Here is a 17,292-nt window from a genome sequence, read left to right as displayed (position 1 = left end):
TTAATGTTCCCCTAGCCCCAAGATCACCTTCACGCCCTTACCTTCAATATATTTCCGAACATCCGGATGAACTCCATACTTAAACCAATACTCTGCCTCCAATCCCATCTCGTCGGAAATTCTCGCTGTCGCCTTTATTTGCTTCCTCGTGCTCTGGCTCAGGAAATTTCGCGGACGATTTACGGCTGCCAGACTGCGTTTCACTTGTATAAGTGCATTGTGATTTACGACATCAATCTCGCGCCCCTGGATAACCATGGACGTCCCACCTACGCGGGCTCGCACCATGTCTTCATAGTGGATGTCGGCAGCTTCTCCCAGTTTTCCCTCAGCGTGACGCTTGCGAGCCTGATTGGAAAGTGTGGTGACGTACCGCGGCGCCAGTCCGTCAGGGTCCACCGCAGTCGTGGGGTTGTGGACGTAGGCAGATGGGTTGGGCGCCGGCCTCAACCCCAGCGGGTCCGGGCTCAGGTATCGGGCTGTTTCGGGGTCGTAGTGGCGGTGGAGATTGTAGTGGTGCCCCGTCTCCAAGTCGTCGTATTGGCCCGGGAATCGGAGTGGGATATACGCGGTGGCATCGTGGTTCCAGGTGGTGGTGCCCCAGAGGGTGGCCTGGGCTTGCCACGCGATGTGGCCGGATTCGTCGACCAGGTGGGTGGGGGTGCCGATCAGGTCGGTGATGATCGCGTAGAAGCGGGCGTTGACCTCGGGCTGGGTGGCCTCGGCCGCCGGGGTGTAGCGGGTGGTCTGGGTGAGAGGGGTCAGGCCGTCGGTGTCGTGGTCCCAGGTGAGGGTTTCCCGGCCGGGCCAGTCGGAGGATGCCGTCGTCTGCTCTATGAGCGTGTTGCCCTGCCAGGTGAAGACCGTTTCCTCAGCGACCGTGTCGTCGGAGGCCATGCGTTGCTTCGTGGTGCGGCGGCCCAGCGGGTCGTAGGTGTAGCGCCAAGCGGTTCCGTCCGGGGTGATCACTCGGACGAGACGGTCCTCGGCGTCCCAGGTGTAGTGCCAGGTGTCGGGTTTCCTGGAGAGGCGCGTCTTCTGACGGAGCGTGGTGCGGCCGGCGGCGTCGTGCTCGTAGCGGATGCTGCCCGCGGTTTGGATACGGGTTCCGGTGTACGTGCGGACACCGGTGGCTTCTGAGTGCGGGAGGGCCTCGGGCCAGGCGGCCTGTGTCTGGTTGCCCGCCTGGTCGTAGGCGTACGACTCCTGCCAGGTGTCCGCGTTGACGTGGGTGACTCTGCCGGTGGCGTCGAGGCTGTAGCTGGTGTCGTCGGTGGCCGTGAGGTGCCCGTCGGGGCGCCATGTGTGGGTGTGGTTCAGGAGCGGGACCGTGGTCGCGTACGAACGGGTGGTGATGCGGCCCGCCGGGTCCCTGCGCTGGGTCAGGGAGAGGACGCCGTTCCAGGAACGCCTGGATTCCCGGCCCGCCGGGTCGAGTTCGTGGGTGACAGTCCGTCCGGATGCTGTCAGGCCCGTGCGTTGTCCGGCGAGGTCGTGGGTGTACGTGGAGACGGCGCCGGTGGGAGTCTCCCGGCCCACCAGGTTGCCCGAGGCGTCGTAGTCCAGCTGCAGAGTGAGGCCATTGACCGTCTCGGACGTCATGCGGCCGGCTGGGTCATACGTCCGCTCCAGGGCCGCTCCAGGGCTTGTGGCCCGGAGGAGATCGCCCGTCGGCGACCAGCGGAACGTGGTGCGTTGCCCGGCTGCGTCCTTGGTGAGGATGCGGCCCAGTGCGTCGTGGGTGTAGCGCGTGACCTGGCCCAGCGGGTCGGTGTGTGCGGTGAGCCCGCCCGCCTGGTCGTGCGCATAGGTGAGGGTGCGGCTGTCGAAGTCTCTCTCGGAGACCAGGTGCCCGGCCGGGTCGTACTCGTAGGTCCAGGTCAGGCCCTGGGGGCGATCTTGATCAGTTCTTCCGCGACCGGAGCGGTCGTCCACGACACGGTGTCCAGCACAGCGCTGACGGTTTCGTGGCGCGAGGCAGCCAACTGCCGTGCGGTCACCAGCTCCACCAGCATCGATGCAAGGCCACATCCGTACGCCCCCACCCCGAGGGCAAGGAACACCGTCGGCCAGCGCACCGTCCGCACCGGCCAGGTGAGCAGCAGCAACTGCAGCACACCCCACACCGACGCTGCCGCCATCCAGAACGCCACGCCCACCCCCAGGTGTGATTTGCAAACGCGCATGCAAAAGTTAGAGCAAACCATGTGTGATCACAAGGGGGTTCCAGGGCCGACTGTGCTTCAGCGCACGGCCAACGGCATCAACTGCACCGCAGATCTCCCAGGTGCGCGTGCAGCACTTCGACGCACATCCGCGGGCTCACGACGTCCGGGTGCAGTACGGCGCCGAGCCCGAGTCCGTCCAGGAGCGCGGCGAGACGCTCGGTTTCGATGTCGAGGTCACGGCCAGGGCTCAGGGTTCCGGCTTCGTCGAGCGCGGCGAGGACGCGGCGCACGAGCCTTCTCGCGCCGGCGGCGGCCTGGCGCGAGAGGTCACCGAAGTCCGGATTGGTGCGTGCGGCCGCGTTGAAGTCCAGGAAGACGGTGACCTCGGCGCGGCGTCGCTCGTCGAGCGGGAGCAGCTCGGCCAGGAGGTCGGCTGCCAGTCGGACCTGTTCGGCGCGGGGGTGAGCGCTCAGCTTCCCGATCTGCTCGACGCGCTCCACCAGCCGGCTGCCGAGCCGGTCGAGCATCGACTGCATCGCGAAATCCATCAACTCCTGCTGACTGGCGAAGTAGTGGCGCAGGGAACCGATGTTGAGCTCGGCCTCGTCCGCGACGGCGCGCAGCGACGTGCGCTGCAGGCCATCGCGGACGACCACTCGGAAAAGCGCGTCCACGACGTCGCGACGGCGGGCTTCGGAATCCACGTACTTCGGCATGCAACCTTTCTATCACTGCTGTGATAGAAAGGCTGGTATCACGGTCGTGATAAAAAAACTACGGAGGCCCTTCGTGGAGACGTACCTCAACCTCATGCTGATCAGATTCGCCCTGGTGGCGGGCGTCCTCGTCGTACTGGCGCTGGTGGTCTTCACCATCGCCCTGACCCTCAAACGCAGGGGCAGGCTCGACCAAGTACGCCGTTACGCGGACCCCGCAGTGCGCGCCGGACTGCGCGCCGCTGCCCGGAGGTTGGAGGACGGGCCGTCTCGGAACCGACGACGGGACCGCTGGTGATGACCGCCGTCGCAGCGGAGTCCTCCGACCTCGTCCACCACCTGTTGGTGGACTCCGCGCTCAAGGCCGTCATCGTCGTCGTGGCCCTGGCCGTGCTGGCGCTCGGCATGACCGTGATCTGGCGGAAGGCGGGCCGCGCGGACGATCGGCCCGGTGCGCCCGACGACTGACGGCGACCGGCGGGTCACGGCGGCCCGTTCCCCCGCCCGTCGGCGTCAGCCCGCCACCGCCCCCAGCGACCGCAGCACGTGCTCGACCAGCGTCGCCACCGCCTCCGCGTCCTGCATCGGCTTGCGCAGCACATGGCGGTAGTAGACCGGGCCGTAGAGCATCTCCACCGCCAGCCGCAGATCGGCGCCCGGCGGGATCTGGCCCTTTTCCTGGGCGCTGCGCAGGCGGTCGACCGCTGCTTCGAAGCGGGGTTCGATCAGTTGGGTGCGAACTGTTTCGGCCAAGTCGTCGTCGTGATGGACCTCGGAGAGTATTCCGGCGTACGCGGGGCCGAAGGGCGGTACGGAGAGGACACCGACCGCGCTCGCCACGTGGGTTCGCAGGTCCGCGGCGATGTCGCCGGTGTCGGCGAACGGGGTGGCCAGGACCAGGGCCTCCGTGAACGCCTCCAGCAGCACCGCACTCTTTGACGGCCACCAGCGGTAGATCGTCTTCTTGCTGACACCCGCCCGCGCGGCGATGGCCTCGACCGTGACGCGGCCGTACCCCTTCTCCGTGCACAGGTCGAGGGCGGCTTCCAGGGTCGCCCTGCGTGAGCTCTCGCTGCGGCGCAGTGAACTCGGCGATGTGATCATTCGGTGAGCATAGGGCTGTTCGAGCCAATCCTTGTTGACAGCCCGTCGCCAAAAGTCGAACAATGCTCACGTGGAAACGGAACGTAGCGTGTCGGCTTGTTCCAGCGCTTCCACACCGTTCGTGCCGTTCGTGCCGCGACGAGCCGATCGGGGGACGGCTCGCCCGGCCGACGGTACGGGTGAGACAGCCGGCCCGGTCAGGCGGTGATGTCCTTCGCCGTGAAACGTGCCCAGGCCGCCGAGCCGAACACCGCCGCGTACAGGCCCTGGAGCTCCAGGTTCTTCAGCAGGTCGTCCCAGTAGACGGGGGCGCGCAGCAGGTCCGCGAAGGACAGCCAGTAGTGCGGGAAGAGGTACGGATGGATCCCGTGCAGCTGCGGAATGGTGTCCAGGATCTGCACCGTGATCAGCAGGCCGACCGTGGCCGCCATGGCCGCGATGCCGCTGTTGGTGAGGGTCGAGACGAACAGTCCGATCGCCGCGAAGCCGATCAGTGACACGGCGACCGCCACCGCGATGACCGCCGCTCTCACCAGTCCCTCGCCGAAGCCGATCCGGGTGCCGGAGATCGTCGTGACATCGCCGACGGGGAACAGCAGCGCGCCCACGATCAGTGCGGACACCGCCACGACCAGGGTCGCGATCAGACAGAAGGCCAGCGTGGTGGCGTACTTGGTGAGCAGCAGCCGGGTCCGGCCGGCCGGGGCGACCAGCAGGTAGCGCAGCGTGCCCGCGTTGGCCTCGCCCGCGACGGAGTCGCCCGCGATGACGCCCACCGCCATCGGGAGGAAGACCGGGAGCGTGGCGGCGAGGGAGGCGAAGACCAGGAAGAGGCCGTTGTTGGTGACCTGGGAGAGGAACGCGGGGCCGGCCCCGCTCTCGCCGGGGCCGGCCGGTGAGCCGTCGGCCGTCTCGATGCGCACCGCGATCCCGATCAGCACGGGGACGGCGGCCAGCACTCCGAGCAGGGCGATCGTGCGCCAGCGGCGCAGCGTGGTGGTCAGTTCGGAGCGCAGGATGCCGAGCGTCCACAGGGGGTTGCGCCGGGATGGGTGCGTCGTCTCCCCGGGTACCTGTTCCGCCTGCGACGGATCGGCCTGGGGCGGATCGGCCTGCGTCGGTTCAGCCTGCGACATCGAATCCCTCTCCGGTGAGCGCGACGAAGGCGTCCTCCAGCGAGGCCCGTTCGACGCCGAAGGACCGTACCCGGACCCCGGCTTGCACCAGGGCCGCGTTCAGGTCGGACAGTTCGACGGAGCCCGGTGGGGCGTCGGCGCGTACCCGCTCGCCGTCCACGGTGACTCCGCCGATCCCGTGCTCGTCGAGGACGCGGGCGGCGTCGGCCGGGTCCGGGGTGGTGACGGCGAGCCGGCCGCGGGTGCCCGCCGCGAGATCGGCGACCGGGCCCTGGGTGAGCAGCCGGCCGCGTGCCATGACCGCCGCGTGCGTGCAGACCTGCTCGATCTCGTCGAGGAGGTGGGAGGAGAGGAAGACCGTGGTGCCCTCGGCGGCCAGCTCCCGGACCAGGGTGCGGATCTCCCGCATGCCCTGCGGGTCCAGGCCGTTGGTCGGCTCGTCCAGGACGAGCAGCCGGCGGGGCCTGAGCAGGGCGGCGGCGAGGCCGAGGCGCTGCTTCATGCCCAGTGAGTACGCCCGCGCCTTCTTTGCGCCCGCGGCGGCCAGGCCGACCCGGTCCAGGGCGTGGCCGACGCGGTCGTTGCGCGTACGCGGATCGGCGGTGGGGTCGGCGCGGTCGTAGCGCACGAGGTTGTCCCGGCCGCTCAGGAACCCGTACAGCGCGGGCCCTTCGATCAGCGCCCCGACCTGCGGAAGCACCGTGCGGGCCGTGGCCGGCATGGAGTGGCCCAGGACGCTCGCGGTGCCGGACGTCGGGTCGATCAGCCCCATCAGCATCCGGATGGTGGTGGTCTTCCCGGAGCCGTTGGGGCCGAGGAAGCCGAAGACGCTGCCGCCGGGGACGGTGAGGTCGAGCCCGTCGACGGCGAGCTGGCCGCCCCGGTATCGCTTGGTCAGGCCCCGGGTCTCGATCACGGGCACCGGCTCGCTCACGGGTACGGGCTCGATCACGGGCGCGATGTCGGCACCTGTCATGGCTACTCCCGATGGGTCGCGATGCGGGCAGCGGTCGCGGATCGCGTCCGCCCCGCCGTATGGAGGCTACGGCGGGGCGGACTGCTGGTGCATACAGCCAGGTGGTGTCAGCCGGCGTTCGCGGCCTTCACCAGCGCGTCCTTGGTGACCGCGCCGACGTACACCCGTCCGTCATCGGTCATCAGGGCGTTGACCAGGCGGGTCTTGAAGACCGTGCCCGAGCCGAACTTCCCGGTGACCTTGTCGCCGATCGAGCCCAGCAGCTCCTGCGCCTCGGCCGGTACGTCACCCGACGCCTTCGACGGGGCGCCCTTGCCGCCACCGGGGCCCTTGATCTCGGCGATGCTGTTCCAGCCCTTGCCGATCACGTTCAGACCCTTGAGCTCGCTCAGCCCGCTCAGGCCGCCCTCGGCCTTCTGCGCCTTCTCGTGCCTGCCTGCCGCGCTGTCCGCCTCGGTGATCTTCGCGCCCTTGGGCGGGGTGAAGGAGAACGAGGACGCGTCCGGCTTGCCGAAGTCGACCGAGGTGAATCCGGCGTCGACGGCCGTCTTGCCGCCGCTGCTGGGCTGCAGCGTGAACTTGAGCGGCACGCCGCTCTTCGCGTCCACCGCGACGGTGATCGAACCGATCGTGGAGCCGCTCTGCTCGGGCTTGATGACCAGCCGGTAGGCGTCGCGGCCGGCGACCTGCGCGGTGCCCTCGACCTTCACGGACGTGGTGCCGTCGGCGGCCTTGAGTGCCTGTTCGGCGAAGGCCTTCGGGGTGGCCGGTACGCCGTCGGGGGCGGCCCGGTGCTCGCCGCGCTTCGCGGCGTCCGCTGCCTTCTCCTTGGCGTGGTAGACCGCGTTCGACTTGCTGTCGTACGCCCAGACCTGGTCGCCGTTGTGGATGAGGCTGTACTCGGACGCGTTGTCCAGGATGGACACCCGCTGCTTGTCGGGGCCGTCGGCGGCGACCCGGAGGGTGTGCGTGCCGGAGGCCAGCTCCGTCAGCTTCGTCTGCGGGTCGGCGTCGGCCGAGCCCTTGTCGCCCGCGCCGTCCGGGACGAAGGAGCCGGCCAGTCCGCCCAGGGAGGGGATGCCGAGGTCGGTGCTGATCTTCACCGTGCCGGACAGCTGCTCCGTGTCCGAGGCGGCGATCTTCTCGATGAGTTTCTGCGCGGTGATCTCGGGCAGATCCGGGTCGCCCGAGCTCGCGAGCGCCGGGACCAGCCCGATCGTCGCGGCCGCCACTCCCGCCACCGCGACGGGGACGACGTAGCGCACCGCCTTCCGGCGGCCTGCGACGGCGCCTCCGGTTCCGTGCCCGGTCGTGCCGTTGGTCCCTGCGCTGTCGTTCGGTGCCATGTGTGCCCTACCTCCGTGGTCGGCGGCTTCCGTCGGGATGCACTCGTCCACTCCGTGCCGCCATTCTCACCCGTTTTGGTCAGGAGTGGTTGTTCTCCATCTGACCAAATCGGGCCGCTTCAGGCGTCAGCCCCCGGGAGCAACTCCACCTACCTCTTCGGGATGACACCGGGAGGCCGTTGCTCCGCCATCCCGTAGGGGTCGGCGCGCAGCGCTTCTCAGCCCGCGCGGTGCACCACGGCGTCGCACATCTCTTCCAGCGCGGACCTGGCGTAACAGACGGGCAGCGGGGCCAGCGTGGCCCGTGCCTCCTCCGCGTACCGGATGGTGTCGCGCCGCGCCTGGTCCAGCGCCGGGTGGGCGCGCAGCCGGCGCAGCGCCTCGGCGAGCCGGTCGCCTTCGGTCAGATCGCCGTCCAGCAGCGCGACGAGCTCCAGGTCGTCCGGCTTGCCGTCGGCCGCGGCCTGCGCCCTCAGATGGAGCACGGGCAGCGTCGGGATGCCTTCGAGGAGGTCGGTGCCGGGGGTCTTGCCGGACTCGTGGGAGTCGGAGGCGATGTCGAGGACGTCGTCGGCGAGCTGGAAGGCGACACCGAGCCGCTCGCCGTACTGGGTGAGGGTGTCGGTCGCCGCATCGTCGGCACCGGCCATCATCGCGCCGAAGCGGCAGGCCACGGCGACCAGCGAACCGGTCTTGCCGCGCATCACCTCGAGGTAGTGCTCGACCGGGTCGCGGCCGTCACGCGGTCCCGCCGTCTCCAGGATCTGGCCGGTGACCAGCCGCTCGAACGCCTCGGCCTGGATGCGCACGGCCTCGGGGCCGAGGTCGGCCAGAATGTGCGACGCGCGCGCGAAGAGAAAATCGCCGGTCAGCACCGCCACCGAGTTGCCCCAGCGGGAATTGGCGCTGTCGACCCCGCGCCGCACGTCGGCCTCGTCCATCACGTCGTCGTGGTACAGCGTCGCGAGATGCGTCAGCTCGACGACCACGGCCGCGGGCACCACACCGGGGGCCTCCGCGTCACCGAACTGGGCCGCCAGCATCGCCAGCAACGGCCGGAACCGCTTGCCGCCCGCGTGCACCAGGTGCTGCGCGGCCTCTGTGATGAAGGGCACCTCGCTCTTGGTCGCATCGAGCAGCCCCGACTCGACAGCAGCCAAACCGGCCTGGACACCGGCTTCAAGAGCCTGGTCCCGCACGCTCAGTCCGAACGGCCCGACGACGGTCACGAGGGGATCTCCTGTCTGCTGACGATCACACGGAATGTCGATGTGTCGCTGTCATCACTCAAGTCAGCGTATCCGGTCCCCTTTGGATCACCGTGGGCGCCTTCCCGCCACCGCCGGTATGTTCGGGATCAGCTCATACGATCAGGAGTTGTCCCTTTGTCCCACACCGCTGCCGACACCGAGTCCGCCCAGCCCCCACCCGGCGACGACCACGCCTTCTTCGGCCAGCCACGGGGTCTGATGACCCTGTCCGGCCTGGAGGTCTGGGAGCGGTTCTCGTTCCTCGGCATGCAGGCGATCCTGGTCCTCTACTTCGCCGACACCGTCGCCAACGGCGGCATGGGGATGGAGGCCGGCACCGCCGCGTCCGTCTCCGCCGCCTACGGCACCCTCGTCTATCTGGTCTCCGTGGCCGGCGGCTGGCTGGCCGACCGGATCCTCGGCTCGTACCGCGCCGTCCTGTACGGCGGCATCCTCATCGCCTTCGGGCACTACGCCATGGCGGTGCCCACCAACGCCATGACCTGGGTCGGCCTGGGCCTGATCAGCGCCGGAACGGGCCTGCTCAAGCCCAATGTGGCCACCATGGTCGGCAAGCTCTACCGCACCGACGACGAGCGCCGTGACGCCGGCTTCGCCCTCTACTACATGGGCATCAACATCGGCGCGTTCCTCGGGCCGCTGATCACCGGCTGGCTGGGTGACCACGCGAGCTGGCACTGGGGCTTCTCGGCCGCGGCCTTCGGTATGACGCTCGGCCTGATCCAGTACGTACTGGGCCGCCGTCACCTGGCCGGGCGTAAGAAGACCGCCGAATTCGCGCTGGCCCCCGCACCGATGCGCCGGGCCGTGCGGCTCATCGTCGTCGGCGTCGTCGTGGTCGCCGCGCTCGCCACCGCACTGGCGCTGGCGGGCTGGCTCACCATGGACCGCTTCGTCGACCTGCTCACCCTCATCTCGGTGATCGCCCCGGTCGTCTACTTCGCGGTGATGTTCCGGAGCCCCCGGGTCACCCCGGAGGAGCGCGGCAGGCTGCGTCCGTACGTGGTGCTCTTCCTGGCCTCCGTCGTCTTCAACTTCATCCTCTTCCAGGCGTACTCGACGATGATGCTGCTGGCATCGACCAACGCCCGAACAGAGATCTTCGGCTTCCACTTCCCGGCCTCCTGGTACGCCTCGGCGCTCGGCGCCTTCGAGGTGGCGCTGGCCCCGGTGGTCGCCGCCGTCTGGGCGCGGATGGGGACCCGCCAGCCGCACGCGTCCAACAAGATCGCGATCGGCGTGATCCTCGGCGGGCTCTCGTTCCTGCTGATGGTCCTGCCGACCTCCGGGCACTCCGGGGACAGCTACAAGATGGCCGCCTGGTGGATCGTCGGCTCGTATCTGCTGCTCGGCCTCGGCGACATCCTGCTGGAGACCTCCGGCATGTCCGCGACCACGAAGCTCGCCCCGAAGGCGTTCGCCAGCCAGACGATGGCGCTCTGGTTCCTCTCGCTGGCCCTCGCCAACGGCATCCAGGCCCAGATCGTGAAGCTGTACGGCGAGGTCTCCAACCCCGCCTACTTCGGTGTCAATGGCGCTATCGCGGTGGCGGCCGGTGTGGCCGTCGTCGCCGCCGCCCCCTGGCTCAAGCGCACCATGCACCCCGTCCACTGAGGTAGCCCCATGCACATCGAGACCGAGTTCCCGTACGAGACGACCCACGAGGACATCCGCATCCCGCTGCCGGACGGCACCCGGCTGTACGCGCGGATCTGGCGGCCGGTCACCGACGAACCGGTGCCCGCGCTGCTCGAATACCTGCCGTACCGGCTGAGCGACTGGACCGCGCCGCGCGACGCGCAGCGCCACCCCTGGTACGCGGGGCACGGCTACGCCTCGGTGCGGGTCGACGTGCGCGGCCACGGCAACAGCGAGGGGCTGCCGGGCGACGAGTACGACGCGACGGAGCTCGCCGACGGCGTCGCCGTCGTCCACTGGCTCGCCCAGCAGGAGTGGTGCTCGGGCCGGGTCGGCATGTTCGGCATCTCCTGGGGCGGCTTCAACTCCCTCCAGATCGCCGCGCTCGCCCCCGAGCCGCTGAAGGCGATCGTCACCGTCTGCTCGGCGGACGACCGGTACGACAACGACGTCCACTACATGGGCGGATCCGTCCTCGCCGTGGACATGCACGCCTGGGCGGCGACGATGCTGGCCTTCGTCTCCCGGCCGCCGGACCCCGCCCAGGTCGGCGACGCGTGGAAGGACATGTGGCTGAACCGGCTGGAGGCCGTCGACCCGTTCATCCACACCTGGCTGGCGCACCAGACGCGCGACGACTACTGGCGGCACGGCAGCGTCTGCGAGGACTACTCCGCCATCAAGGCGAACGTCCTCGCGGTCGGCGGCTGGCACGACCCGTACCGCGACACCGTGCTCCGGCTCGTCGAGCACCTGGACCCGGCGAAGGTCCGCGGGCTGATCGGGCCCTGGTCGCACCAGTACCCCGACCGCGGTCTGCCGCCGGGGCCCGGCATCGGCTTCCTCCAGGAGACGCTGCGCTGGTGGGACCAGCATCTGAAGGGCAAGGACACCGGCGTCATGGCGGAGCCGCTGCTGAGGTCCTGGATCAGCGAGTCGCACCGGCCCGCCACGGTGTACGAGACGCTGCCCGGCCGCTGGGTCGGGGACACCAGCTGGCCCTCGGAGAACGTCTCGCCGGTCGCGTACGCCCTCAAGGGCGGGCCGCAGACCGTCGACTCGCCGCAGCAGACCGGGGTGGACGCGGGCCGGTTCTTCCCGTTCGGCAACGACGCCGACCTGCCGCCCGACCAGCGCGACGAGGACGCCAAGTCGGTGTCCTTCGAATTCCCGGTCGAGGCCGCCCCGATCGAGATCCTGGGCCGCCCCCGGGTGCGGCTGCGCATCCGGATGGACGTCACCCGAGGCCAGGCGATCGCCCGGCTGTGCGACGTCGCCCCCGACGGCTCCTCCACGCTCGTCACCCGCGGCGTCCTCAACCTCGCCGCCCGGCACGGCCGGGACCGCGCCGAGGACTGGCCCGCGGGGGCGACCGAGGACGTGACGTTCGAGCTGAACGGCATCGGCCACACCTTCCCGCCCGGCCACCGGATCAGGCTCGCGGTCTCCTCCTCGTACTGGCCGTGGATCTGGCCGCAGGCCGGCTCGGCGGGCTTCACCCTGGACGCCGAGGGCAGCTTCGTCGAACTGCCGGTGCGCCGGCACACCGAGGACCCCGCGATCCACTTCGAGGAGCCGGAGCAGTCGGAGCCGCTCGGCGTCGTCTACCCGGCCACACTCGACGAGCAGCGTCCCGAGCGGCTGGTGATCCGCGATGTCGCCAAGGGCGAGTGGCGGATGGAGGTGGACCCGCGCTACGGCGGCACCCGGGTCTACCCGGACGGCCTCGAATTCACCGAGGACGCGGTGGAGACGTACACGGTCCAGGAACGCGACCCGCTCTCCGCCCGCACCCGTTCCGACTGGACGATCCGGCTGCACCGGCCTGAACTGGCGTGGGACGCGCGGATCGAGACGCGCTCCGAGATCAGCGCCGACGCGAGCGACTTCATCACGTCCAACGAGGTGGTGTGCAAGGACGGCGACGAGGTCGTCTTCCACCGGACCTGGGAGAAGCGCATTCCGCGCACGGCCGGGTGAACCACGCCGCCGGTCCTCGCGTTCCTCCGGGTGCGCGGGGATACGGCGGGACTTTCCGGGCATGGGGAGGGGGTGGTTGGGGCTCTGCCGCCGGGTGACACCCCCGACGTAACGTGTCCCCCAAGCGACCTGGAAAGCGAGGCAGCAACAGATGCCCGAGCAGAGCAGCCCGCTCGACGTGGCCGAGGGCGATCCCTTCGGTCCGCACAACCTTCCGTACGGCGTCTTCTCCACCCCCGACCGGCCCGGGGAACGACGCGTCGGTGTCCGTATCGGCAGCCATGTGCTGGACGCCGGAGCGGCCGCGCTGGCCCTCGGCTCGCCCTACGCGCAACTGCTGGCCCAGCCCGACCTGATGCCACTGCTCGCGGCCGGCCGCACCGCCTGGAGCGATGTGCGCCGGGCGCTGACCGCGTGGCTGACGGTCCCGGCCCACCGCGCGGACATAGAGCCGCTGCTGCACCCGGTGGACTCCGTGACGCTCCATATGCCCTACCGGGTGGCGGACTACGTCGACTTCTACGCCAGCGAGCACCACGCCACCAACGTCGGCCGGATCTTCCGCCCGGACGGCGACGCACTGACCCCCAACTGGAAGCACCTGCCGATCGGTTACCACGGCCGCTCGGGCACGGTCGTGGTCTCGGGCACGGATGTGGCGCGGCCTTCGGGACAGCGCAAGGCACCCGCCGACCCCGCCCCCGTCTTCGGTCCGTCCGTGAAGCTGGACATCGAGGCGGAGGTCGGCTTCGTCGTCGGCGTCGCCTCGGAGCAGGGCCGCCCCGTCGCCCTCGCCGACTTCCGCGAGCACGTCTTCGGCCTGTCGCTGCTCAACGACTGGTCGGCGCGGGACATCCAGGCATGGGAGTACGTCCCGCTGGGCCCCTTCCTCGGCAAGTCGTTCGCCACGTCCGTATCGGCGTGGGTGACGCCGCTGGAGGCCCTGGACGCCGCCCGCACCGCCCCGCCCGCCCGTGACTTCGCGCTGCTGCCGTATCTCGACGACGCGGACGAGGAGGAGCCCGGCGGCTTCGACCTGCGGATCTCCGTCGCGATCAACGGCCAGGTCGTCGCGGAACCGCCGTTCTCCACCATGTACTGGACGGCCGCCCAGCAGCTGGCGCAGATGACGGTCAACGGCGCCTCGCTGCGCACCGGCGACCTGTACGGCTCCGGCACCGTCAGCGGATCCGAGCCGGCCCAGCGCGGCTCACTGCTCGAACTCACCTGGAACGGCCGCGATCCGCTCGAACTCCCCGACGGCAAGCGGACGTTCCTGGAGGACGGGGACACCGTGACGCTGACAGCCTGGGCACCGGGCCCGGACGGCACCCGGGTCGGTCTCGGTGAGGTCACCGGACGGATCGTGTCCGCGCCATGATGCCGACCCCGCCGGTACCGGCACTTCCCGAGGAACTTCTGCTGCTCGCCCTGGACCCGGTGCGCGGCAAACCGTTCTGCCGCAACCGCTTCCTGGAGTACGCGATGGCCGGGGCGGCCCTGGCGGAGCTGGAGCTCCAGGGCCGGGTCACCGGGCAGGGCGGGCACTTCCAGGTGGCCAACCCGCTGGAGCCGCCGGACCCGGTGCTCGCCGCGGTGATGCGGAGCCTGCCGGCGCCCGGCAAGGGCGGGCGGTTCTCCGGGGTGTCGGCCAAGGGCTGGGTGCGGCACGCCGGGCGGCAGGTCGAGGGCATGTATCTGGACGCCCTGGTGGAGCGCGGCGTCCTGCGCCGCGAGACCCACCGCTTCCTCGGCCTGCTGCCGTACCACCGCCACCCGGTGGTGGCGAAGGACCTGGCGGCCCATGCCAGGCAGCGGTTCGTCGGAGCCGAGCAGGCCGGCTTCCCCGACCACCGCAGCCGGACCCTCGCCGCCCTCGTCTCGGCGGCGGGCCTCGCCCGCTTCGTCGGCACCGACCGCGGCAGCCGCAGCGCGATGCGCCGTCTGGTCCGCGACCACTGGCCGGCCCACGCGGTGCTCCGCAACGTCCGCCAGGACAAGTCGAACCAGTCGGGGGGCGGCGGGTAGGGCCTGGGTCGGCGGGCGGCCCGGGGGGACGGTGGTCAACGACGCGTGACTCGTTCACACGTTCAGGCAGGCCCGAGCCGGTTTCGTGCGGATACGCTGGACGGACCCGCCAGACTCCGGCGCATGGGAGCACTGATGAGCATCGAACCCGAGGCCTCCGAGCCGCGGTGGGCGGTTCCGCCCGTGGGCGGCTGGACCGCCGATGACCTGGACACACTCCCGAATCTGCCTCCGCATACGGAGCTGATCGACGGGAGCTTGGTTTTCGTGAGTCCGCAGACCCTCTTTCATTCGCGGGCGGTCGACTTCTTCAATTGGCAGTTGCAGTCGCTGGCGCCGTCCGACCTGGACGTCGTGCGGGAATTCACCATCGACGTCGACTTCCAGAACCGGCCCGAGCCCGATGTGGTCGTCGTCCGAGCCGATGCGGTCGAGAGTCTGCGGCAGACCCGGTTCCCCGCGAGCAGCGTGCTGCTCGCGATCGAGGTCGTGTCCGACGAATCCGTCACCCGTGACCGGGAGACCAAGCCCGTGAAGTACGCACGGGCGAAGATCCCGCACTACTGGCGGGTGGAGAACCAGGACGGCCACGCGGTGGTGTACGTCTTCGAGCTGGAGCCGGCGACCGGGGCGTACACCTCCACCGGGATCTTCCACGACCGGATGAAGGTGTCCGCGCCCTTCACGGTCGACCTCGATCTGACCGCGATCGTCTCCAGGCGCCGGGCGGCGGCCTCCGAGTAGACCGGCCGCCGCAACTCGGTATCCGCCTCAGTCGAACTCCGGCGGCTCCTCGTCCCAGCCGAACTCCGGATCGGCGGCCGGAGCGGCGGGTGCAGGCGCTGGATCGGGCACCCGGACCCGGGGTGTGGGAGAGGCAGCTGTGGCCGTGGCGGGTGCAGGCGCCGGGGCCGGGACCGGGGCAGAAGCAGACGGCTCCGCCGCCCCCGCATCGCCCGGTGCCGCGTCCCCCGGGAGCCCCGCCAGTACCTCCAGCACGCCCTCCCCGTACGTCGCCAGCTTCTTCTCGCCCAGTCCGCTGATGCCGCCCAGCTCCGCGAGCGAACCCGGCCGCAGCGCGGCGATCTCCCGCAGCGTCGCGTCGTGGAAGATCACGTACGCCGGCAGGCCCAGCTCCTTGGCCTGGGCGCCGCGCCAGGCGCGCAGCGCCTCGAAGACCGGGACGGCCGACTCCGGGAGGTCGGCGACGGCGGCCGCCTTGCCCTTGCCGCTCTTCGACGAGGAGGAACGGGACGGGGCCACCTTCTTCGGCTCCTTGCGGAGCAGCACCTCGCGCTCCCGGCCGAGGACGGAACCGCTCTCCTCCGTGAGCACCAGCGTGCCGTACTCGCCCTCGACCGCGAGCAGGCCCTGGGCCAGCAGCTGGCGGACCACGCCCCGCCACTCCGCCTCGGCCAGCTCCTCGCCGATGCCGAACACCGAGAGCTGGTCGTGGTCGAACTGGATGATCTTGGCCGTCTTGCGGCCCAGCAGGATGTCGATGATCTGGCCCGCGCCGAACTTCTGTCCGCGCTCCCGCTTCAGCCGTACCACCGTGGACAGCAGCTTCTGGGAGACCACCGTGCCGTCCCACGTCTCGGGCGGGGCCAGGCAGGTGTCGCAGTTGCCGCAGGAGGCCGAGGTGGGCTCCTGGCCGAAGTACTTCAGCAGCTGGGCCCGGCGGCACTGCACCGTCTCGCACAGCGCCAGCATGGAGTCCAGGTGCGAGGCGGCCCGGCGGCGGAAGGCCTCGTCGCCCTCGCCGCCCTGGATGAGCTTGCGCTGCTGGACGACGTCCTGGAGCCCGTAGGCCATCCAGGCCGTGGAGGGGGCGCCGTCACGGCCGGCCCGGCCGGTCTCCTGGTAGTAGCCCTCGACGGACTTCGGCAGGTCGAGGTGGGCGACGAAGCGCACGTCCGGCTTGTCGATGCCCATGCCGAAGGCGATCGTCGCGACGACGACCAGGCCCTCCTCGCGCAGGAAGCGGGACTGGTGGACCGCTCGGGTGCCGGCGTCCAGGCCCGCGTGGTACGGGACGGCCTCGATGCCGTTGCGGCAGAGGTACTCGGCGGTCTTCTCGGTCGAATTGCGCGAGAGGCAGTAGACGATGCCCGCGTCCCCGGCGTGCTCCTCCTTGAGGAAGGACAGCAGCTGCTTCTTCGGGTCGGCCTTGGGCACGATGCGGTACTGGATGTTGGGCCGGTCGAAGCCCGCCACGAAGTGCTTGGCATCGGGCATGCCCAGGCGCTGGGTGATCTCCCGGTGTGTGGTCTCGGTGGCCGTCGCCGTCAGTGCGATGCGCGGTACGGCGGGCCAGCGCTCGCCCAGCACGGACAGGGCCAGGTAGTCGGGCCGGAAGTCGTGGCCCCACTGGGCGACGCAGTGCGCCTCGTCGATCGCGAAGACGGAGATCTCGCCACGGGAGAGCAGGCCGAGGGTGGACTCCAGCCGGAGCCGCTCCGGGGCCAGGTACAGCAGGTCCAGCTCACCGGCGAGGAACTGGGCCTCCATGGAGCGCCGCTCGTCGAGATCCTGCGTCGAGTTGACGAATCCGGCCCGCACACCCAGCGCCCGCAGGGCGTCCACCTGGTCCTGCATCAGGGCGATCAGCGGCGAGATGACGATGCCCGTACCGGATCTGACCAGGGACGGGATCTGGTAGCAGAGCGACTTGCCGCCACCGGTCGGCATGAGCACGACGGCGTCCCCGCCCGCGACCACATGGTCGACGACGGCCTCCTGCTCACCCCGGAACGTCTCGTACCCGAAAACCCGGTGCAGCGTCTCCTGCGCATCGCTCCCGGTCACACCCATGGTCACGTCCGTCACGCCCGTCCCGCCCGTCCTGCTCATCGCTCTGTTCCCCCGACGGCCTGTCCCGTTCTGTCCCTGCGCTCTCCCCTGCCACGATAGGCGCCGCCTACGACAA

The 17,292-nt window shown here is 70.1% G+C and carries 16 protein-coding genes; 7 read left to right on the top strand and 9 right to left on the bottom strand.

Annotated elements, in window-relative coordinates; genetic code table 11:
- The 3 genes from ACFVW8_RS01015 to ACFVW8_RS01005 all read right to left on the bottom strand — a co-directional run bounded on the left by ACFVW8_RS01015 (nt 1) and on the right by ACFVW8_RS01005 (nt 2,884).
- Entirely contained in the window at nt 1–1,935 is a 1,935-nt protein-coding gene (locus tag ACFVW8_RS01015) for a restriction endonuclease fold toxin (RefSeq protein WP_389685454.1), read from the bottom strand.
- Complete coding sequence (locus tag ACFVW8_RS01010; protein ID WP_389685453.1) at nt 1,881–2,153, bottom strand: hypothetical protein; 273 nt, start codon at nt 2,151–2,153, stop codon at nt 1,881–1,883. Before ACFVW8_RS01010 ends, ACFVW8_RS01015 begins: the two co-directional genes overlap by 55 nt.
- 110 nt (nt 2,154–2,263) lie before the next feature.
- Entirely contained in the window at nt 2,264–2,884 is a 621-nt protein-coding gene (locus tag ACFVW8_RS01005) for a TetR family transcriptional regulator C-terminal domain-containing protein (RefSeq protein ID WP_389685452.1), read from the bottom strand.
- 73 nt (nt 2,885–2,957) lie between these two features.
- On the opposite strand from ACFVW8_RS01005, the gene ACFVW8_RS01000 reads away from it, so the two are divergent.
- On the top strand, nt 2,958–3,182 hold the full coding sequence (locus tag ACFVW8_RS01000; RefSeq protein ID WP_389685451.1) for a hypothetical protein: 225 nt from the start codon (nt 2,958–2,960) through the stop codon (nt 3,180–3,182).
- Entirely contained in the window at nt 3,182–3,352 is a 171-nt protein-coding gene (locus ACFVW8_RS00995; RefSeq protein ID WP_389685450.1) for a hypothetical protein, read from the top strand. The genes ACFVW8_RS01000 and ACFVW8_RS00995 overlap by 1 nt, the downstream gene beginning before the upstream one ends.
- Before the next feature lie 45 nt (nt 3,353–3,397).
- Here ACFVW8_RS00995 and ACFVW8_RS00990 read toward each other — a convergent pair whose 3' ends face one another.
- The 5 genes from ACFVW8_RS00990 to ACFVW8_RS00970 form a co-directional block, all read right to left on the bottom strand.
- Entirely contained in the window at nt 3,398–3,988 is a 591-nt protein-coding gene (locus ACFVW8_RS00990; RefSeq protein ID WP_389685449.1) for a TetR/AcrR family transcriptional regulator, read from the bottom strand.
- A 197-nt stretch (nt 3,989–4,185) separates the two neighbouring features.
- On the bottom strand, nt 4,186–5,124 hold the full coding sequence (locus ACFVW8_RS00985) for an ABC transporter permease (protein WP_389685448.1): 939 nt from the start codon (nt 5,122–5,124) through the stop codon (nt 4,186–4,188).
- Nucleotides 5,111–6,100, bottom strand: a complete 990-nt coding sequence (locus ACFVW8_RS00980) for an ABC transporter ATP-binding protein (RefSeq protein WP_389685447.1) — start codon at nt 6,098–6,100, stop codon at nt 5,111–5,113. The genes ACFVW8_RS00985 and ACFVW8_RS00980 overlap by 14 nt, the downstream gene beginning before the upstream one ends.
- 107 nt (nt 6,101–6,207) lie before the next feature.
- Nucleotides 6,208–7,446 carry an outer membrane lipoprotein carrier protein LolA gene (locus ACFVW8_RS00975; RefSeq protein ID WP_389685446.1) on the bottom strand — a complete coding sequence of 413 codons (1,239 nt, stop codon included), beginning with the start codon at nt 7,444–7,446 and terminating at the stop codon, nt 6,208–6,210.
- A 218-nt stretch (nt 7,447–7,664) separates the two neighbouring features.
- On the bottom strand, nt 7,665–8,675 hold the full coding sequence (locus ACFVW8_RS00970) for a polyprenyl synthetase family protein (protein WP_389685445.1): 1,011 nt from the start codon (nt 8,673–8,675) through the stop codon (nt 7,665–7,667).
- Between the two features lie 156 nt (nt 8,676–8,831).
- Between ACFVW8_RS00970 and ACFVW8_RS00965 the strand changes: the two genes are divergently transcribed.
- From ACFVW8_RS00965 to ACFVW8_RS00945, 5 genes are all read left to right on the top strand, one after another.
- Nucleotides 8,832–10,331, top strand: coding sequence for a peptide MFS transporter (locus ACFVW8_RS00965; protein WP_389685444.1), 1,500 nt, complete (start codon nt 8,832–8,834; stop codon nt 10,329–10,331).
- A gap of 9 nt (nt 10,332–10,340) precedes the next feature.
- Complete coding sequence (locus tag ACFVW8_RS00960; RefSeq protein WP_389685443.1) at nt 10,341–12,335, top strand: CocE/NonD family hydrolase; 1,995 nt, start codon at nt 10,341–10,343, stop codon at nt 12,333–12,335.
- 151 nt (nt 12,336–12,486) lie between these two features.
- The gene (fahA, locus tag ACFVW8_RS00955; RefSeq protein WP_389685442.1) at nt 12,487–13,716 is read left to right on the top strand and encodes a fumarylacetoacetase; all 1,230 of its coding nucleotides are present in this window, start codon (nt 12,487–12,489) and stop codon (nt 13,714–13,716) included.
- Entirely contained in the window at nt 13,713–14,363 is a 651-nt protein-coding gene (locus ACFVW8_RS00950; protein WP_389685441.1) for a GPP34 family phosphoprotein, read from the top strand. The genes fahA and ACFVW8_RS00950 overlap by 4 nt, the downstream gene beginning before the upstream one ends.
- A gap of 135 nt (nt 14,364–14,498) precedes the next feature.
- Nucleotides 14,499–15,107 (top strand): Uma2 family endonuclease, encoded by a 609-nt coding sequence (locus tag ACFVW8_RS00945; RefSeq protein WP_389685440.1) that lies wholly within the window; start codon nt 14,499–14,501, stop codon nt 15,105–15,107.
- A 27-nt stretch (nt 15,108–15,134) separates the two neighbouring features.
- Here the strand turns inward: ACFVW8_RS00945 and recQ are convergent, their stop codons facing one another.
- A complete protein-coding gene (gene recQ / locus ACFVW8_RS00940; protein WP_389685439.1) occupies nt 15,135–17,216 on the bottom strand; it encodes a DNA helicase RecQ in 2,082 nt (693 codons plus the stop codon).
- Nucleotides 17,217–17,292 lie beyond the last annotated feature (76 nt).

Source organism: Streptomyces sp. NPDC058221 (genome assembly GCF_042882365.1).
Classification (GTDB): Bacteria; Actinomycetota; Actinomycetes; order Streptomycetales; family Streptomycetaceae; genus Streptomyces.
The sequence above is the reverse complement of the archived record's forward strand: the minus strand, read 5'-3'. Positions and strand labels throughout refer to the sequence as shown.

Bases quoted from the DNA above. Each gene is read 5' to 3' on its own strand.
- ACFVW8_RS00960 (WP_389685443.1), top strand. From the start codon at position 10,341: ATGCACATCGAGACCGAGTTCCCGTACGAGACGACCCACGAGGACATC.
- ACFVW8_RS00975 (WP_389685446.1), bottom strand. From the start codon at position 7,446: ATGGCACCGAACGACAGCGCAGGGACCAACGGCACGACCGGGCACGGA.
- ACFVW8_RS00945 (WP_389685440.1), top strand. From the start codon at position 14,499: ATGAGCATCGAACCCGAGGCCTCCGAGCCGCGGTGGGCGGTTCCGCCC.
- recQ (WP_389685439.1), bottom strand. From the start codon at position 17,216: ATGAGCAGGACGGGCGGGACGGGCGTGACGGACGTGACCATGGGTGTG.
- ACFVW8_RS01005 (WP_389685452.1), bottom strand. From the start codon at position 2,884: ATGCCGAAGTACGTGGATTCCGAAGCCCGCCGTCGCGACGTCGTGGAC.
- ACFVW8_RS00985 (WP_389685448.1), bottom strand. From the start codon at position 5,124: ATGTCGCAGGCTGAACCGACGCAGGCCGATCCGCCCCAGGCCGATCCG.
- ACFVW8_RS00995 (WP_389685450.1), top strand. From the start codon at position 3,182: ATGACCGCCGTCGCAGCGGAGTCCTCCGACCTCGTCCACCACCTGTTG.
- ACFVW8_RS00980 (WP_389685447.1), bottom strand. From the start codon at position 6,100: ATGACAGGTGCCGACATCGCGCCCGTGATCGAGCCCGTACCCGTGAGC.
- ACFVW8_RS00950 (WP_389685441.1), top strand. From the start codon at position 13,713: ATGATGCCGACCCCGCCGGTACCGGCACTTCCCGAGGAACTTCTGCTG.
- fahA (WP_389685442.1), top strand. From the start codon at position 12,487: ATGCCCGAGCAGAGCAGCCCGCTCGACGTGGCCGAGGGCGATCCCTTC.
- ACFVW8_RS00990 (WP_389685449.1), bottom strand. From the start codon at position 3,988: ATGATCACATCGCCGAGTTCACTGCGCCGCAGCGAGAGCTCACGCAGG.